The following is a 17,181-nucleotide window of genomic DNA, read 5'->3' as shown; positions in this document are numbered from 1 at the left end:
TCGAGGGTAATAAGGCTGTCGCGTTCCACCCCGAAACGGCGCGCTCTCGAAGAAGCTGGGGGTGCTGACTCACGCGAACAAAGCGCAAGGCTCAGGAATCGCTCGTCGATCTGAGCCGCGTCGCACTGGAACATAGGGGGGAATTGGCCAAAGTCAATGGAGCAGGCGCGGGAAGACCCTAAAAAACCTGAGGTTTTTGCCCAAATCGCGGGCGCTGCTGGGATTTTCCGCTCTGCCCTCGGTCCCGGCGGCAAGCGCCGAACGACGGGCTAAGGGCCATCCGAAGCCTTGGCCCGGAAGTCGCCGGGCGCCATGCCATAGGCGGCGTTGAAGACCCGGTAATAGGTGGCCAGGCTCTCGAAGCCGCAGGAGGCCGCGATGTCGGCGATCAGCCGCTCCGGCGCCTCGCGCATCAGGCGGCGGCTCTGTTTCAGGCGCTCGTCGGTTACGGTCTGCGAGAAGCTCTTCTCGGCTGTCTCGAACAGCATGTGCAGGTGACGCACGGAGACGCCGAGCAGGTCGGCCACCATGGCCGGCGCGAGATGGGGGTCCTGAAGGTGGCGAGCGATCAGGCGGCGGGCTTGCGACAGGCGGGCCGTTCGCAGCGCGGCCTGGCCGCGCCGGCTGCCGGGCCGCACGATGCCGCGCTCGATCAGCGCCAGATGGGCCAAAGCTTGAACCAGGGAGGTCGGGACGAGAGGGGACGCATCCGCGGTGGCAGCATCATCCGCGGCGACCTCGCCGAGATCGGCAAAGCAGGCAGCGAGGAGGGGCGCCAGGGTCGGATCGTTGAACGTCCGGGGCGCAAGCTCGCGCATGCGCCTGTCCTGCGTCGGGATGCTGCTCACGGGAATCTTCAGGATCCGCAGGTGAAAGCCCCCGGCGCCCTGTGGCGCCGTGCAGTAAGGCAGGTCTGTATGGCTGGTGGCAAAGCTGCCGTTGGCGATCGAAAAGTCGCTTGTGCGCATGCCGCCGAACCAGCCGCCGCTGCCGAGCTGCTGGTAGACGCAGATTGCGTCACCCGGGGCGTTGGCGATGTCGGACGCGCTGCGCTCGACCGCGTAGGGCGAGGCCTTCAGTTCGACGAGGCCGGCCCCGCCAAGCTGGCGCAGCGAGAACTCGCCGAAGAAGTTCGTTCGCCGCTCGCGCTCGAGCTCGGCGGTAACGCCGAACAATCCCTTGGCGCGCACCTCGCGCCAATACTCGAAACGGTCGTGTGGCTCCACCTCGTCCGTACACCAGTGAAACACGGCTGCCCTCAGTTCCGGCGAAATCGTCCAAGAAGAACCAGATTCCAACGCAATCTGCCATAGCAGATCGAGGAATCGGGGCCCTTGAACCGTCGTTGCCTCTGGGCCGACTATCACACAGCGGCAGGGGATCCCGTGAATTGCTGTTCGAAGGAACCGGCGTAGGGCCGTTCTGCAGGGAAATTTTGCGATGACGCGTCGGCTTTTCGGAATTCTGGCGGCCCTTGGTCTTGCGGCAAGCCTGAGCGGCTTCGCAGCGCCTGCCCATGCCGAGAAGCGCATCGCGCTCGTCGTCGGCAACAATGATTACAAGAACGTCCCGAAGCTGCTCAAGGCCGTCAACGACGCCCGCACCATGGGCGACACGCTGAAGCAGCTCGGCTTCTCGGTGATGGTCGCCGAGAACCAGAGCCGGCAGCAATTCTCGGAGACGCTGCTCGCCTTCGACAAGGCAATCGAGCCCGGCGACACGGCGTTCTTTTTCTACGCCGGCCACGGTTTCGAGATCGCCGGCCAGAACTATCTGCTGCCGACCGACGTGCCGGCGGCGACGGAAGGCCAGGAAGAGCTGGTGCGCGACGCCTCGATCCTGGCCGACCGCATCGTCGAGCGCCTTCAGAACAAGAAGGCGCGGACCTCGATCCTGGTGTTCGACGCCTGCCGCAACAACCCGTTCGAGCGCAAGGGCACGCGCGCGGTCGCCGGCGGCGGCGGGCTCGCGCCGATGACGCAGCTGCCCGAGGGCGTGTTTTCGGTGTTCTCGGCGGGGCCCCGCCAGACCGCGCTCGATCGCCTGTCCAACGACGACGCCAATCCCAATTCGGTGTTCACGCGCACCTTCGCCAAGGAGCTGCTCAAGCCTGGCGAGAACCTGGTACAGGTGGCGCAACGCACGCGCCGTGCCGTCAGCGAGATGGCCGACACGGTCAAGCACAGGCAGGTGCCGGTTTATTTCGACCAGATGGTCGACGACGTCTTCCTCAGCGGCCTCGCCAAGGATGCCGTCGCGCGGTCCGACGACCCGCCGCAGCAGAAGCTCGCGGCGCTGCCGCCGGTATCCGTGCCGCAGATGCCCAAGGAGGAGACCCTCAACGCGCCGATCGCGAGCTTCTCGCGGCACAACGGCGGTTGGAGCGTTACGTTCTCCTTCGCCGATCCGACGCTCGGCATTTCCTGGCGCATGGCCGGCAAGAGCGATTTCCGCGAGACCGGATTCATCGACACGCTCGATCCGCGCACGCGCAAGCGGATGCCGAACCCGTCGATCGAACTGCCGCCTGATGCGCAGGCCGGCACCATCGAGGTCCGCTATGTCGATCAGTCCGGCGAGATGCAGGGACCGTTCCCGATCAGGTTCGATCCCGAGGCCGCTTTGATCCGCGACCAGCGCAAGATCCTCGACATGACCTCGACGAGCTGGCTGTCGTTCCGCGAGTTCAACGGGCTCCTGGTCTACTACACGCATCTCGTGTCCTACCGCTGCGCCATCCGTGAGGTGCGCATCGGCATCGACACCGCCGTGCCCAACCAGGTGCTGAAGATGCCGCCTTGCGACATGCGCGATCCCAGCGCGGTCACCGCCGGCATGCCGCTCTACATGAAGCTCGCGCCAAGCACGCAGTCCGTCTCGGTGGAACTGACCTACCGGGACGGCAGCGTCTCGGAGATCAAGAGTTTTCGCAGCGCGAACCGCAGCAATCATTGATGCGCTGTTCGGCAGGCGGACTGTGACGGGATCACCTGACGGAGTGGACGAACTTAAATCGGGACAGGCCAAGGTGAAAGTGCTAGAGCCGGGGATGACAAAATTCATTACCGTCGTGCTCCTTACGACGCTTCCGGTTCTGGCCCAAACGACGCCTGTTCCCACGGCGCCGCCGCTCACCGACCGCGAACGCGTTCAAGCGGAACGTGCGAAGGCCGCCGAGGCTGAGAGGGTCGCTCCGATCACTCGCCCCTGGGATCGCGACGCCGACGGCAAGCGTCCATGGGAACGGAAGTCGCCGAAGCCCTGAGGCAAGCGAACGTCGATCCCCACGAAAAGAACGACTCATTGGTCGCTTGGATTGTCTGTCAAACCAGGAAGGACCATCAATGATCCGAGAATTCAATCCTGGCACCGGCACCAGCAGTTTGCTGCTGCAAACTGGCCTCGGTGCGCTCTCGCCTGCAAATTGAGACTTTGGCCTGAATCGCGCTAGTATCGTCAGGCGTATCTGGATCGATACTTGAATCGCGGCGGCAATGACGTCCGACCAACCACCAAACCAGACCATGAAGGTCCGCTGCTGCGTCGTCGGCGGCGGGCCGGCGGGCATGATGCTCGGCTATCTGCTGGGGCGGGCCGGGATCGACGTGGTGGTGCTGGAGAAGCATGCGGATTTCTTCCGCGACTTCCGCGGCGACACCGTGCATCCCTCGACGCTTCAGGTGATGGACGAGCTCGGCCTGATCGACGGCTTCCTGAAGCTGCCGCATCAGCGCTTGCAGAAGATGGACGGCTTGTTCGGCGGCACACCGGTGCGCATCGCCGATCTCAGCCGGCTCCACACCAAATACCCCTTCATCGCCTTCATGCCGCAATGGGATTTCCTGAACTTCCTGCGCGAGGCCGGGCAGCGCTTTGCCTCGCTCAAGGTGATGATGAGCACGGAGGCGGTCGATCTGATCCGCCGCGGCGAGACGGTCGCCGGCGTGCGGGCGAAGACGCCTGACGGCATCATCGACATCGAGGCCGATCTCACCATTGCCTGCGACGGCCGGCATTCGACCGTGCGCGAGCGCGCCGGCCTCGAGGTCGAGGAGATCGGCGCGCCGATGGACGTGCTCTGGTTCCGCGCCGGCCGCAGACCAGACGAGACCGAGAACGTGTTCGCGCGGGTCGAGCCCGGCAAGATGATGATCACCTTCGACCGCGGCGACTATTGGCAATGCGCCTATGTCATCGCCAAGGGACAATACGAGGCGGTGAAGGCGAGGGGATTGCAGGCGTTGCTCGACGACGTCGTGCGCATGGCGCCGATCCTTCGATCCGGCATCACTGATGTGAAGAGCTTTGACGATATCAAGCTGCTCACGGTCGCAATCAACCGCCTCAAGCGCTGGACGCAGCCGGGCCTGCTGTGCATCGGCGACGCCGCGCATGCGATGTCGCCGGTCGGCGGCGTCGGCGTCAATCTCGCCGTGCAGGACGCGGTCGCGACCGCCAATCTGCTGGCGGACAAGCTTCAGCGCGGCTGCCCGACCGAGGACGAGCTTGATGCCGTGCGGCGCCGACGCGAATTTCCGGTGAAGATGACGCAGCGCATGCAGGTGATCGTGCAGAACAACATCATCAGCGGCGCCTTGCAGGGCGGCGATCGGCCGCTCAAAGTCCCGCTGGTCGTGCGCCTCGTCACCGCGTTGCCGTGGCTACAGGGCATTCCGGCGCGCCTGCTTGCGCTCGGCGTGCGGCCGGAGCACGTGCATTCGAGGGCCGCGCCGGCACCGTAACGCAGGAGCCGCTAAGGATAATGCCGCGTTAAATCGCGCGCCAAGCGTTGCGCGCGAGCAACAGCGCCAACGGATTGAAGGCGCGCTGCGCGCCAATCCGGCGTCTTAACTTTCTTGATTCAAATTTGAGTAAGACCTGCGTGTGACCGTGCGCCATCAAAGGACACGGGGTGTACCATGCGTAATAAATTGATTGCCGCCTTCGCCTGCACGACGGCTCTGGTTTCGACCGGCGCGGCTTCCGCCGCCGACCTCGGTGCGCGCTACACGAAGGCGCCCGCCTATGTCGAGCCGCTGTTCAACTGGACCGGCTTCTATGTCGGCGGCCATATCGGTGGCGCCTGGACCAACGAGCAGTTCACCAACAACGGGACCGGCGCGCCGTTCGGCGATCTTTCGCCGGGTGATGGCTTCCGTCAGCGCAACTCGGGCATCATGGGCGGCGCCCAGATCGGCTACAACTGGCAGGCCAACAACTACGTGTTCGGCATTGAAGGGACGATCTCCGGCCTCGACAACAAGGGCACGGTCGTCAACAACGTGTTTGGCGCCGCGGACGACGTGTTCTCCTGGCGCGCCAACGTGCTCGCGACCGTCGTCGGTCGCGCCGGCTTCGCCGTGCAGAACAACCTGTTCTACTTCAAGGGCGGCTATGCCGGCGTGAACAACCGTCTCTCGGTGACCGACACCGCCGGTGTGGCGACGGGGTCGGGCGAACAGACCCACTGGGCCAACGGCTGGACCGTCGGCGCGGGCTGGGAATATGGCGTCACCCGCAACTGGATCGTCGGCCTCGAATACAACTATGCTGCCTTTGGCAGCCAGACCTATCAGCTCGGCGGCACCTCGGGTAACTACACCTTCGACGCCAAGCCGCGCGATATCCAATGGGCCGTCGTGCGCGCGAGCTACAAGTTCGACGCGCCGACCATCGGCCGCTACTGAGCACGTCGACGCAACGCGACCAACGATCAAGAAAAGCACTGCAGATTTCAAAAGCCCCGGCCTGGTCCGGGGCTTCTTTTTTGCGTCGTTCGATTGCGGGCGCGCCCGGCCTCAGGCCATTACCGAGAAGCCGCCGTCGACGGGGATCGCTGTGCCCGTGACGAAGTTCGACGCGGGCGAGGCGAGGAACACGGCGATGCCGGCGAAGTCGTCGATGTCGCCCCAACGCCCCGCAGGCGTGCGCGCAAGCACGCGCTCGTGCAGCCCCGACACCTGCTGCCGCGCGCCGCGGGTGAGGTCGGTATCGATCCAGCCCGGCAGGATGGCGTTGACCTGGATGTTGTCGGGCGCCCAGGCGTTGGCGCAGGCGCGGGTGTACTGCACGATGCCGCCCTTGCTTGCGGCATAGGCCGTCGCGAAGCTCGCGCCGAAGATCGACATCATCGAACCGATGTTGATCACCTTGCCGTTGCCGGACGCCTTCAGCGCCGGGTAGGCCAGCTTCGAGCACACAAAGGCGCTGGTGAGGTTGGTGTCGATCACCTTGTTCCACTCGTCGAGCTCGAGCTCGTGCGGCGGCTTGCGGATGCTCATGCCGGCATTGTTGATGAGCACGTCGATGCGGCCGAGCTCCCCGATGACGCGCTCGATCATCGCAGCGACCGCTGCCTTGTCGGTCACGTCGGTGGCGACGGCGATCGCCTTCACGCCGCGCTGCCTGAGATCGGACACGGCGGCGGCGGACTTGGCCTCGTTGCGTCCGACCACGGCGATGTCAGCGCCGGCGTCGGCAAGGCCGCGCGCCATGCCGAGGCCGATGCCACCATTGCCTCCCGTGACGATCGCGACCTTGCCGCGAAGATCGAACCGGCTGGATGTCATGCTTTCATTCCCTGGTTTATCTCATTGATGACTCTGCCAGATCAGCACCAGCCCGAAGCCGGCCAGGGCTGCGCCATAGCCGGCCCATTGCAGCTGGTTGACCATGAAGCTCGATCGCGGCCACGGAACGGCGCCCGTGCCCTGTCCGATCCAGAGCAGCCCAACGGCAGTCGCAAGCAGGCCTGCGACCAGCAGAAATCTGCGCATGGATTCCTCCCATCGGTCCGCTCCTGTCAGCGGTGCGACGATGAAGGATCGCCGCGCCGCGAAAGCTTGAGCGCACACTAACCGTAGCTTCGGTGTGGATACAATGGCGGCACCGGCGCAAGCTGCCGGTGGGGGAGGAAGCGTGTCTCTGCAAAGGCAATTCGCGGCTTGGCGATCGGCCGCGCCGGGAGTCGGCGAGCGGAGCGCGGCGCGCCGTACAAGTCATTGCAGGCGAGCCTCGGCCGCTCGGCCCAAAACGAAAAAGCCCCGGCGATGCCGGGGCTTTGACGTTTGATCGTGAGATCGGATCAGTACTTCGCGACGACCGGGCCGGTCCAGTTGAAGCGATAGACCAGCGAGGTCGAGATCGTCTGGTTCCAGCTGTTGGCGCGGATGCTGTTGCCGACCGGAAGGTTGCTGCCGTCGAGCAGTTCGTCCTGAGTCTTGGCACTGTAGAAAGCCGAACGATACTCGGTCTTCATGAACCAGCCGGGCGACGTGATGCCGAAGATGTTCAGGCTGTTCTCGACGCCGCCACCCACGAACCAGCCATGCCGATCGTAGCTGCTGAGATGGGCGCCCACGGGAGTGCCGCCCAGCGTCGTGAAGTTGGTCTGGCCGAAATGAGCGCCCGAGTAACCGCCGTTGACGTAGGAGAGAACGTTCGGGGCGACCAGCCAACCGAGGCGAACACCCGCGGCCCAGGAGGTTTCCAGCTTCTGGTTGCCGGTGATGCCGAGGGTCGGATCCTGGATGGTGGCGCGGATGCTGCCGAACTGACCGTCGGCGAACACACCAGCGACCCAGGTGCCGCTGAACTGCCAGTCGTAGCCGGCGCCGACGGTGCCGAACCAGCCCGAACCGCCCTGGCGCTGGGTGATCGTCAGCGGGGTGCCCGTGCCGGTGTCGACAACGCTCTGGTCGGCATTCGAAAGGCCGCCGCCGCCACCGCCGAACACGTAGAAGCCGGTCCAGTTGGCAACGGGCGCAGGCATCGGGGCCTTCACGTAGGGACGGGCGCCAAGGTCAGCCGCCGAGGCCGAACCGGTCATCGCCGCAACCGCGGTCAGAGCGAGTAGAGTCTTCTTCATGTTAAAATCCCCAACCTTGGTCTGTCGTAGCAGGCGCAAGCGCGCTGAAGTTCGTGTCATCTGATGGTCGGACTATAGACGGTTCTCGCCGAAATGCTGTTGCCGGGCAGGCACAGTTGCCGGAAAACGCCGGTGCTGGGGTATTTCGAAGGCGGTCGCTCAAATTCGTAATATGTCATATTTTTCAATATGTTATTCGGTCTACAAAACTTCGATTTCGGGTAACTTGTCGTTAGTAAATCCGGCCTTGTTCGAAATGGAGGCAACCCTGGCTCGGCGTTTGAGCTCCTGAGTCGATGGCCGAGTCGCCTGGTCCGGCGCGAAGCGAGTCGTCCACGCCGAGGTCGACTTGAGCCAAAAAGCAAAAAGCCCCGGCCGAGGCCGGGGCTGGTTTTCGAAGAAGCGGCGGCGCAGTGCTTCGCCACCACCGGGCCACCGAGGTTGTAGCTGGCGCGCCCGGCACGGACCAATCCCTCAGACGTCCAACAGCTCTTCGCTGGCAAATTCGGCCTTGTCCGAGATGAAGGCGAAGCGTGCCTCGGCCTTGGTGCCCATCAGGCGCTCCACGGAATCCGCGGTGGTGTCGCGGTCGTCGGCGAGCAGGACCACCTTGAGCAGCGTCCGCTTGCTCGGATCCATGGTGGTCTCCTTGAGCTGCGCCGGCATCATCTCGCCGAGACCTTTGAAGCGGTTCACCTCGACCTTGGCGTTGGCGTTGAACGCGGACTTGATCAGCTCGTCCTTGTGCTTGTCGTCGCGGGCATAGACCGATTTGGTGCCGTGCGTGAGCTTGTAGAGCGGCGGCACGGCGAGGAAGAGGTGGCCCTCGTCGATCAGCCGCGGCATCTGCCGGTAGAAGAAGGTGATCAGGAGCGAGGCGATGTGCGCGCCGTCGACGTCGGCGTCGGTCATGATGATGATGCGCTGGTAGCGCAGATCCTCCTCGCGGTATTGCGCCAGCGTTCCGCAGCCGATCGCCTGCACGAGGTCGGCGAGCTGGGCGTTCGCCGTCAGCTTGTCCTTGCCGGCGGAAGCGACGTTGAGGATCTTGCCGCGCAGGGGCAGCACGGCCTGGGTCTTGCGGTCGCGCGCCTGCTTGGCGCTGCCGCCGGCCGAGTCTCCCTCGACGATGAACAGCTCCGAGCCATCGGTGCCGGCGTCGGTGCAGTCGGCGAGCTTGCCGGGCAGGCGAAGCTTCTTGCCGGCGGTTTTTCGCGCGGTCTCTTTCTCTTGCCGCCGCCGCAGCCGTTCTTCGGCGCGGTCGATCACGAAGTCGAGCAGCCGGTTGGCCATGTTCGGATTGCCCGACAGCCAATGGTCGAACGGATCCTTCATCGCCTGCTCGACGATGCGCTGCGCCTCCGCAGTGGCGAGGCGATCCTTGGTCTGGCCCTGAAATTCCGGCTCGCGCACGAACACCGACAGCATCACGGCGGCGCCGACCATTACGTCTTCCGAGGTGACGGAGGCCGCGCGCTTGCCCTGACCGACGCGCTCGGCGTGATCCTTCAGGCCGCGCAAAAGGGCGCTTCGCAGGCCGGATTCGTGCGTGCCGCCATCCGGCGTCGGCACGGTGTTGGTGTAGGAGGAGAGGAATCCGTCGGCATCGGCGGTCCAGGCCACGGCCCATTCGCAGGCGCCATGCGCGCCGTTGCGGCCCGACTTGCCCGAGAAGATGTCGGGATGCACCAGCGTGTCGGCGTGGATCGCCGCGGCGAGATAATCCTTCAGGCCGCCGGGGAAGTGGAACGTCGCTTCGGCCGGCACGTCCTCGATGCCCTTGAGCAGCTCGGGCGCGCAGTTCCAGCGGATCTCGACGCCACCGAACAGATACGCTTTCGAACGCGTCATCTTGAACAGGCGCTGCGGCTTGAACGCGGCCTTGGCGCCGAAAATATCGGTATCGGGCTTGAAGCGCACGCGCGTGCCGCGGCGGTTGTTGATCTTGCCGAGGTCCTCGAGCTTGCCCTTCGGGTGGCCGCGCTCGAACGTCATGCGGTAGAGTTTCTGGCTGCGCGCGACCTCGACCTCGAGACGCGAGGAGAGGGCGTTCACCACGGAGATGCCGACGCCGTGCAGGCCGCCCGAGGTCTCGTAGACCTTGCTGTCGAACTTGCCGCCCGAATGCAGCGTGCACATGATGACTTCGAGCGCCGACTTCTTCGGGAATTTTGGATGAGGATCGACCGGGATGCCGCGGCCGTTGTCGGTCACGGTCAGGAACCCGTCCGCGCTGAGATCGACATCGATGAAGGTCGCGTGCCCGGCGAGCGCCTCGTCCATTGAGTTGTCGATGACTTCGGCGAACAGATGATGCAGCGCCTTCTCGTCGGTGCCGCCGATATACATGCCAGGCCGGCGCCGCACCGGTTCGAGCCCTTCGAGCACCTCGATGTCGGCGGCCGTGTAATCGGCTTCCCCGCCGCTTCCGCGCGGCGCCGCCTTGGCGGCACGAGGTTTCGGCTCGTCGCCGCCGAAAAAGTCGTCTTTTGCTTTAGGCTTCAACTGCTTGGACATATATCTTGATGCGTTTTGAGGGCCGCAGGGGCGGCGAATCGGTTGGGCCGACTATGCCACTTCTGCCTTGGAAAGGTTACCGCGCCGGGGCTGGCGGTGTGGGTTGGGAGCCAATCCCGGCGATTTTACGCCGCAGGGCCCACAAGTTCCCGGCAATTTGACGGTTCGCCAAGTGTCATGTCGGGTTTTGTGACTTGATGTCACACAAGTCCTTGGCTTACCAGTCCTTTTCATCGAGCAGCACCTTGAGACGGGGCGGAAGGCTATTTTTGATGGAGCAGTTTGCGCACGCCCTGGCCGATTTCGTGCGCGTTCACCAGGCCTGGGCGGCACCGATCGTGTTTCTGCTCGCCTTCGGGGAGTCGCTTGCGTTCATCTCGTTGCTGGTTCCGGCCTGGGGCGCGCTGGTGGCCATCGGTGCGCTGATCGGGGCCAGCGGCATCAGTTTCTTTCCGGTCTGGATTGCCGGCGGCCTTGGCGCGGCGCTGGGCGACTGGGTCTCCTACTGGTTCGGCTACCGCTACAAGGAGAGGGTTGCCCAGATGTGGCCGCTCTCGCGTTATCCGGACCTGCTGCCCAGAGGCGAGGCTTTCGTGCGCAACTGGGGCATACCTAGCATCTTCATCGGGCGCTTCTTCGGCCCCTTGCGCGCCTCCGTGCCGCTTGCGGCCGGTATCTTCGAGATGCCCTATTGGAGCTTCCAGGCCGCCAATTTCGTCTCGGCCCTGATCTGGTCCGCCGTGCTCCTGCTGTTCGGCGACGTGCTCGCCAAGCTCATGGAATGGATCTGGCGGGTGATCTGACCGCATTTGTGATCGCGTACATGCCCGATCGGATCGCGGCGCAGAAGGAAATCTAAAAATCGTCCTTTCTGAGGGTGCTGCTGGTAAGTTTCGCCTGCTAGTTGAGCTGCGGAATTGGTTGGCCGAGCGCTCAACAGATGATCGTACGAATTTATTCTACCTTCCTGGTGTCGTTGCTGTTGCTGTTGCCATGCATGAAATCGTATGCCGCGGAATCATCCGGCCTGGATGTGAGGCCCGGCTGGATCGACCCGGGCTGGCGGCGAACGCTCGCCCGTCACACCATCACGTTCGATGAGGCCGGTCTCAGCAACGAGGTCTTCGAGTTCGAGATCAAGGCGCTCGACGAGAAGGGCGCCGAGGCGATCGCGCAGCAGAGTTTTCAGTACAACAGTTATTTCGACGAATTGTCGTCAACGGAGCTTGCTACCCTCAAGGCCGATGGCAGCGCGGTCGCGGTCGACGAGCGGGCCATTCGCGATCAACCGGCTTCGACAGATTCCTCTTCGCCCTATTTCGACGAGGTCCGCAATAGGATCATCGCCTTCCCGCACGTTGCTCCCGGCGACAGCATCCGCGGTCGTCTTGTTTACAAGGCAAAGCAGGCGAGATTTCCAGGCGAGTTCGCACGCGTCTGGAGCGAGCCGGCAAGCCAACCGCCCGAATTGCTCGAGGTGATCGTGGACGGGCCGGCTTCCAGGCCGCTGCGGATCGCACTGCGCAATGTCGAGCACTGGGAAGAGAGGGGCAACGATCGCATCATCCACCGCGTGCGCTTCCGACAAGACACGCCGAGGTCCGGGCAGATCGACGATGAGACTCTGTCATACGCCGCGCGTTTCGAGGCGAGCACGTTTGCCGATTATGCCGCTTTCGCGGCGACGCTGAACGCCCGCAACGCGCCCATGGCGCGACCGGACGAGAAGATTGCACGACTTTCGCGGGAGATCATCGGCGAGGCGACCGGCTCGCGGGTGAAGATTGAACGCATCTACAATTGGGTGGCGCGCAACATCCGCTACGTCGGAATTGGCCTCGAGGATGGCGGCTGGACCTCGCAGCCTGCCTCTGCGGTGCTTGCGTCGCGTTACGGCGATTGCAAGGCGCATGCGACGCTGTTCAAGGCGCTGCTTGCTGCCCAGGGCATCGAAGCCAATCTGGTCGCGGTGAACTCGCAGGCAAGGTACACGCTCACCGAAATAGCCACGCCGAATTTCGACCACGCGATCGCCTATGTCCCGGAGATCGACCAATATCTCGATCCGACCGCGTCACTCTTCGCCTTCGGCTCCCTGCCGTCCGAACTCGCGGGCAAACCGGTCCTCAATATCGACAAGGGCACCTTGGGACGCATTCCCATGGCCGACCCGACGCGCTTTCGGCTGGCTGCGGAAACAGACTATGTGCTTGGCAAGGACGGGAAGCGCGACGTGCGCTCGATCCTGTCCGGTACAGGCATCGGGGCCCAGCTGGGACGTGCGCTCGCCCAGGGATTGGATGATTCGGACCGACGCGTGACTGCCAGAAAACTGATCGAGCAGGCGGGCCTGACCGGAACCGGTGACTACACCTATCCAAATCCGCGAGAATTGACGGATGACTATGCCATCACGTCGACGTTTCAGATCAGCAAGATCATCGCTCTTGATCGGCCCGCGCATGTCAGGATGTTGCCTTTGACCGATCCGAGGCGATCGTTTCTGCGGTTGATCGCGCGCCAGACCGACGGGAGGCCCTTTGTCTGCCGGCCGATGGAATACCGCGAAGTTGCCTCTCTCACGGTCCCCGAGAATACCTTTTTCTACGAGAAGCCGGCGCCAGTCACCTATTCGGCGACGTTTGAAGGCAGGACGGGCTACGGGATGGTCCACGGCCGGATCGATGTGAGCGGCACCATTGTGCTGGATGGCCGGACCATTCGCTCCAACGCAGTTCTTCGCTTGGCGCTTGATGCGCCCGTCTGCCCGGCAGAGTTTGGCGCGGAAATCGAGAAGGGGTTCGACAAGCTCGACGACTTCCGCTACGGGCCGATCGGCCTCACGCCAAAGGGGGCATCCTCGGTGGTCGAAGTCAGTGCCGACTACACCGACGGGGCGAACGCATATCTCGCTCACGATTTCGAACGCGCGATGGAGCGGTTGAAGCCGCTCGCCGAAATCGGCAATGCCCGCGCGCAGGCCCATGTGGGGGCGATGTATCGGGACGGAAGCGGAACCAAGCGCGACGCCGGGGAGGCGGTTAAATGGTTTCGCCTGGCTGCCGAGCAAGGCGATCCCTATAGCCAGGAGCAGCTTGCGTACCTCCAGGAAGCGGGTCCGGGGCAAGTTCGCGACGAGAAGCAGGCGGCAGATTGGTACGCCAAGGCAGCGGAGCAGGGTAGGGCCTATAGCCAGATGCGCCTTGCCGCCATGTACCGGGACGGTCGGGGTGTTCCACAGGACCTTGCCGTGGCTTTCGATCTGTTTTCTCGGGCGGCGGAGCAGGGCTCCACATACGCGCAGATGAGCCTCGGCCTGATGCACATCAAAGGCCAGGGCGTGCCGCAGGATCTTGCCAAGGGCATATCCCTGTTGCGCATGGCCGCCGACCAGAACGACAGCTGGGCTCAATACAATCTGGGCTGGGCCTATGAGAGCGGCACCGGTGTGCCGAAGGATACACAGCAGGCGATCAAGTGGTACACCAAGGCCTCCGATCGCGGAAACGAGCAAGCAGGCGCTCATCTTTACGAGCTGACTCGTGGCGGCGGTTCCTTTTGGGGCTCGGTCTTCAACCGCCTTGGCCTTGCCCGCTGGTAGGCAGCAGCGAATATCTGACGGTCGCCGATGGTTCCAGAACCTTGACGTCGGGCCGATATGGCCTTATAGCCGCGCGCCATGATCAACGCCGCGACCATCCTGTTCGCCCGTCGCCGCCGCCGCAGCTTAGCGGTTTGGGCGGTCGATCGCGTTTGAGATCATCGTCTTTGCCGCTGGATCCGATCCGCGGCATTCTCTCTCCTGTCAGCGCGATCTGATCCGGCGGCTCCCTTAGGAGGCCCAGCAGGAGACCACGATGTACACGCCACCCTTTTTCAAGCAGGACCGCGCCGCGAGCCTGAAGTTTGCCGACGAACGCGGCTTCGGGACCATGTGCGCCTTCGACGGCCACAAGCCCATCGCCTCGCCATTGCCGTTCTATCTGCCTTACGGCGCTGACGGCACGCCGCAGGCCGCCTTTCATCTGGCCCGTCACAATCCGCTGCTAAAGCTGGCGGATGGCGCTGTGTCCTGGCTGCTCGCAGTCAACGGCCCAGATGCCTATGTATCGCCGGACTGGTACGTCTCGCCGGATCAGGTGCCGACCTGGCTCTACCAGTCGGTGCATCTGAGCGGGCCGGTGCGGCTGCTGTCGGATGACGAGCTGTCGGTGCAGGTCGACACGCTCAGCGAAAAGTTCGAGAGCTGGCTGTTGCCGAAGAAGCCATGGACGTCGGGCAAGATGACCGCCGGGCGGTTCGAGGCGATGAAGAAGGCGATCGTGGGTCTGGTCATGACGGTTGAAGAGGTCGAGGGCAGCTTCAAGCTGAACCAGCACAAGTCGGATGCCGATTTCGCAGCGGTCGCGAACGCGCTCGGCGCCGGTGACGCCGACGCAAGAGAGATTTCACGGTTGATGCGGCACACCCGGCCGCAGATCTTCGCAGGCGATACGAACATGCTCGAAAGGAGCGCGCCATGAGCCTTTCTGAAACCGGCCTCGCTGAGACCACGAAAGCCTCGACCACCAGCGCGGCCAGGAAGCCCGCGACCGTCTTCGTCGACGGCGGCTCCGGCACCACCGGCCTCGGCATCAACGAGCGCCTCAAGCTCCAGAGCGACGTTGTGGTGAAGACCATCGCCGACGACAAGCGTAAGGATCCCGCGGCCAAGAAGGCGCTGATGGAGGAGGTGGACCTCGTCATCCTCTGCCTGCCCGACGATGCCGCGAAGGAGACCGTCGCGCTGGTCGACAGCATGGGCGCCTCGGCACCGAAGGTGCTGGACGCCTCGACAGCGTACCGGGTCGCGCCGGACTGGGCCTACGGCTTTCCCGAGCTGACGCCGGACCAGGCCGGCAAGATCAGGGCGGCGAAGAAGGTCTCCAATCCCGGCTGCTATCCAACCGGCGCGATCGCGCTGCTGCGGCCGATCGTCGATGCCGGCCTGCTGCCATCAGATTATCCCGTCACCGTCAACGCGGTGAGCGGCTATTCCGGCGGCGGCAAGTCGATGATCGCAAGCTTCGAGGACGGCAGCGCGCCGGCCTTCGAGCTCTACGGCCTCGGCTTCGAGCACAAGCATCTGCCGGAGATGCAGCTCTACTCCAACCTGACGCGGCGCCCGATCTTCATTCCCTCGGTCGGCAACTACCGGCAAGGCATGCTGGTCTCGGTGCCGCTGCAGCTCGACGCGCTGCCGGGCAAGCCTGGCGGCGCCGACCTGCAGGCGGCGATGGCAAAGCGTTACGCCGGGTCGAAATACGTCAAGGTGATGCCGCTCCAGAACGAGGCGACCAAGGCCGGCCGGCTCGAACCGGAGGCGCTCAACGAGACCAACATGCTCGAGCTCTACGTCTTCGCCAACGACAAGTACCATCAGGCACTGCTGGTCGCCCGGCTCGACAATCTCGGCAAGGGCGCCTCCGGCGCTGCCGTGCAGAACATGCGGCTGATGCTGGGCCTTGCCGACAAGTAGCTGATCGAGCGTTGCTCGCGAGGCCAGCCCGGTGGAGGAAGCGACGTTGCAACGTTCTCCCCGGCAAGACGATCCAATGACGCCTGGAAGGGACGCGTGATGAGCTCGAAGAAGGTCGGCATTCTCGGCGCCTCCGGTTACACCGGGGCCGATGCCGTGCGCCTGTTGGCGCGGCATCCGGATGCCGAGATCGTCACGCTCACCGCCAACACCCACGCCGGCAAGTCGATGGGCGACGTGTTTCCGCATTTCTTCATGCTGAACCTGCCGAAACTGGTGGAATGGGAAAAGGTCGACTGGAGCAAGCTCGATGCGGTGTTCTGTGGTCTGCCGCACGGCACCACGCAGGAAATCATCGCCGCGGTCCTCAAGGCAAATCCCAAAATCAAGGTCCTCGACATGTCCGCCGATTTCAGGCTGCGGGACAAGAACACCTATGCGCAATGGTACGGCCACGAGCACCGGGCGCTCGAATTGCAGGCCGAAGCGGTCTATGGCCTGACCGAATTTTATCGCGAGGAGATCACGTCGGCGCGGCTGGTCGCCTGTCCCGGCTGCTATCCCACGGCGGCGCTGCTCGCGCTGGTGCCGCTTGCGAAAGCCAAACTGATCGACATCGACGACATCGTCATCGACGCGAAATCGGGCGTCACCGGCGCCGGCCGCGGGCTGAAACAGAACACGTTGTTCAGCGAGGCGGGCGAGGGGCTGTCGCCCTATTCGGTCGGCACCCACCGGCACGCGCCCGAGATCGAGCAGGAGATCGGCGTCGCCGCCGGTTCCGCGGTGACGATCAACTTCACGCCGCATCTTATTCCGATGGCGCGCGGCGAACTCTGCACGTCCTACGTCAAGCTCAACGGCGCGACACCGGACGATCTGCGAGCTGTGCTGGAGCAGGCTTATGCCAACGAGCCCTTCGTGCATGTTGCCAGGAAGGGCGTGCTGCCGCAGACCCAGAATGTGCGCGGCTCCAACTATGTGCAGATCGGCGTCGTCGCCGACCGGATCAAGAACCGGGCGATCGTGATTTCCACGCTCGACAATCTGGTGAAGGGGTCGGCCGGGCAGGCGATCCAGAACATGAACCTGATGTTCGGGCTGCCCGAGACGACGGGGCTGGAGCAGATCGCGCTGTTCCCATGACGAGCCTTCAGGCTATCCGCCGCGCGAATGGCTCGAGGCGACTTACGCTGGCGCAGGTCTGTGGATCACGCCGTCAGCCGAAACCAACGTGATCCAGAGTTTCGACAAGACGCCGGCCAACATGCTGCATCTC

14 protein-coding genes are annotated in these 17,181 nt (G+C 64.0%); 9 read left to right on the top strand and 5 right to left on the bottom strand.

Annotated elements, in window-relative coordinates; all coding sequences use genetic code 11:
* Nucleotides 1–269 precede the first annotated feature (269 nt).
* Nucleotides 270–1,250 carry a helix-turn-helix domain-containing protein gene (locus XH96_RS21355; RefSeq protein ID WP_194387533.1) on the bottom strand — a complete coding sequence of 327 codons (981 nt, stop codon included), beginning with the start codon at nt 1,248–1,250 and terminating at the stop codon, nt 270–272.
* Between the two features lie 190 nt (nt 1,251–1,440).
* Between XH96_RS21355 and XH96_RS21350 the strand changes: the two genes are divergently transcribed.
* The 4 genes from XH96_RS21350 (at nt 1,441) to XH96_RS21335 (ending at nt 5,687) form a co-directional block, all read left to right on the top strand.
* Nucleotides 1,441–2,955, top strand: coding sequence for a caspase family protein (locus XH96_RS21350; RefSeq protein ID WP_194387532.1), 1,515 nt, complete (start codon nt 1,441–1,443; stop codon nt 2,953–2,955).
* Between the two features lie 43 nt (nt 2,956–2,998).
* Complete coding sequence (locus XH96_RS21345; protein WP_246789701.1) at nt 2,999–3,265, top strand: hypothetical protein; 267 nt, start codon at nt 2,999–3,001, stop codon at nt 3,263–3,265.
* Between the two features lie 229 nt (nt 3,266–3,494).
* Nucleotides 3,495–4,742, top strand: coding sequence for an FAD-dependent oxidoreductase (locus XH96_RS21340; protein ID WP_194387531.1), 1,248 nt, complete (start codon nt 3,495–3,497; stop codon nt 4,740–4,742).
* A 177-nt stretch (nt 4,743–4,919) separates the two neighbouring features.
* The gene (locus XH96_RS21335) at nt 4,920–5,687 is read left to right on the top strand and encodes an outer membrane protein (protein WP_194387530.1); all 768 of its coding nucleotides are present in this window, start codon (nt 4,920–4,922) and stop codon (nt 5,685–5,687) included.
* A 111-nt stretch (nt 5,688–5,798) separates the two neighbouring features.
* Here the strand turns inward: XH96_RS21335 and XH96_RS21330 are convergent, their stop codons facing one another.
* From XH96_RS21330 to parE, 4 genes are all read right to left on the bottom strand, one after another.
* The gene (locus XH96_RS21330; protein WP_194387529.1) at nt 5,799–6,569 is read right to left on the bottom strand and encodes an SDR family NAD(P)-dependent oxidoreductase; all 771 of its coding nucleotides are present in this window, start codon (nt 6,567–6,569) and stop codon (nt 5,799–5,801) included.
* Nucleotides 6,570–6,590: 21 nt separating this feature from the next.
* Complete coding sequence (locus tag XH96_RS21325; RefSeq protein WP_194387528.1) at nt 6,591–6,776, bottom strand: hypothetical protein; 186 nt, start codon at nt 6,774–6,776, stop codon at nt 6,591–6,593.
* A gap of 308 nt (nt 6,777–7,084) precedes the next feature.
* Nucleotides 7,085–7,867, bottom strand: coding sequence for an outer membrane protein (locus XH96_RS21320; RefSeq protein WP_194387527.1), 783 nt, complete (start codon nt 7,865–7,867; stop codon nt 7,085–7,087).
* Nucleotides 7,868–8,341: 474 nt separating this feature from the next.
* Nucleotides 8,342–10,384 (bottom strand): DNA topoisomerase IV subunit B, encoded by a 2,043-nt coding sequence (gene parE, locus XH96_RS21315; RefSeq protein WP_194387526.1) that lies wholly within the window; start codon nt 10,382–10,384, stop codon nt 8,342–8,344.
* 272 nt (nt 10,385–10,656) lie between these two features.
* Between parE and XH96_RS21310 the strand changes: the two genes are divergently transcribed.
* The 5 genes from XH96_RS21310 to argC (XH96_RS21290) all read left to right on the top strand — a co-directional run bounded on the left by XH96_RS21310 (nt 10,657) and on the right by argC (XH96_RS21290) (nt 17,048).
* Complete coding sequence (locus XH96_RS21310) at nt 10,657–11,187, top strand: DedA family protein (RefSeq protein ID WP_194387525.1); 531 nt, start codon at nt 10,657–10,659, stop codon at nt 11,185–11,187.
* Between the two features lie 167 nt (nt 11,188–11,354).
* Nucleotides 11,355–13,985, top strand: coding sequence for a DUF3857 domain-containing protein (locus XH96_RS21305; RefSeq protein ID WP_246790175.1), 2,631 nt, complete (start codon nt 11,355–11,357; stop codon nt 13,983–13,985).
* A 256-nt stretch (nt 13,986–14,241) separates the two neighbouring features.
* Nucleotides 14,242–14,907 carry an FMN-binding negative transcriptional regulator gene (locus XH96_RS21300; protein WP_194387524.1) on the top strand — a complete coding sequence of 222 codons (666 nt, stop codon included), beginning with the start codon at nt 14,242–14,244 and terminating at the stop codon, nt 14,905–14,907.
* Nucleotides 14,904–15,902 carry an N-acetyl-gamma-glutamyl-phosphate reductase gene (gene argC, locus XH96_RS21295; protein ID WP_194387523.1) on the top strand — a complete coding sequence of 333 codons (999 nt, stop codon included), beginning with the start codon at nt 14,904–14,906 and terminating at the stop codon, nt 15,900–15,902. The genes XH96_RS21300 and argC (XH96_RS21295) overlap by 4 nt, the downstream gene beginning before the upstream one ends.
* 99 nt (nt 15,903–16,001) lie before the next feature.
* Nucleotides 16,002–17,048 (top strand): N-acetyl-gamma-glutamyl-phosphate reductase, encoded by a 1,047-nt coding sequence (gene argC / locus XH96_RS21290; RefSeq protein WP_194387522.1) that lies wholly within the window; start codon nt 16,002–16,004, stop codon nt 17,046–17,048.
* Nucleotides 17,049–17,181: the final 133 nt, after the last annotated feature.

This window comes from Bradyrhizobium sp. CCBAU 51765 (assembly GCF_015291725.1).
GTDB classification, from domain to species: domain Bacteria; phylum Pseudomonadota; class Alphaproteobacteria; order Rhizobiales; family Xanthobacteraceae; genus Bradyrhizobium; species Bradyrhizobium liaoningense.
This window is presented reverse-complemented; position numbering and strand designations above follow the sequence as displayed.

Bases quoted from the DNA above. Each gene is read 5' to 3' on its own strand.
- XH96_RS21350 (WP_194387532.1), top strand. From the start codon at position 1,441: ATGACGCGTCGGCTTTTCGGAATTCTGGCGGCCCTTGGTCTTGCGGCA.
- XH96_RS21340 (WP_194387531.1), top strand. From the start codon at position 3,495: ATGACGTCCGACCAACCACCAAACCAGACCATGAAGGTCCGCTGCTGC.
- XH96_RS21335 (WP_194387530.1), top strand. From the start codon at position 4,920: ATGCGTAATAAATTGATTGCCGCCTTCGCCTGCACGACGGCTCTGGTT.
- XH96_RS21330 (WP_194387529.1), bottom strand. From the start codon at position 6,569: ATGACATCCAGCCGGTTCGATCTTCGCGGCAAGGTCGCGATCGTCACG.
- XH96_RS21325 (WP_194387528.1), bottom strand. From the start codon at position 6,776: ATGCGCAGATTTCTGCTGGTCGCAGGCCTGCTTGCGACTGCCGTTGGG.
- XH96_RS21320 (WP_194387527.1), bottom strand. From the start codon at position 7,867: ATGAAGAAGACTCTACTCGCTCTGACCGCGGTTGCGGCGATGACCGGT.
- parE (WP_194387526.1), bottom strand. From the start codon at position 10,384: ATGTCCAAGCAGTTGAAGCCTAAAGCAAAAGACGACTTTTTCGGCGGC.
- XH96_RS21310 (WP_194387525.1), top strand. From the start codon at position 10,657: ATGGAGCAGTTTGCGCACGCCCTGGCCGATTTCGTGCGCGTTCACCAG.
- XH96_RS21300 (WP_194387524.1), top strand. From the start codon at position 14,242: ATGTACACGCCACCCTTTTTCAAGCAGGACCGCGCCGCGAGCCTGAAG.
- argC (WP_194387523.1), top strand. From the start codon at position 14,904: ATGAGCCTTTCTGAAACCGGCCTCGCTGAGACCACGAAAGCCTCGACC.
- argC (WP_194387522.1), top strand. From the start codon at position 16,002: ATGAGCTCGAAGAAGGTCGGCATTCTCGGCGCCTCCGGTTACACCGGG.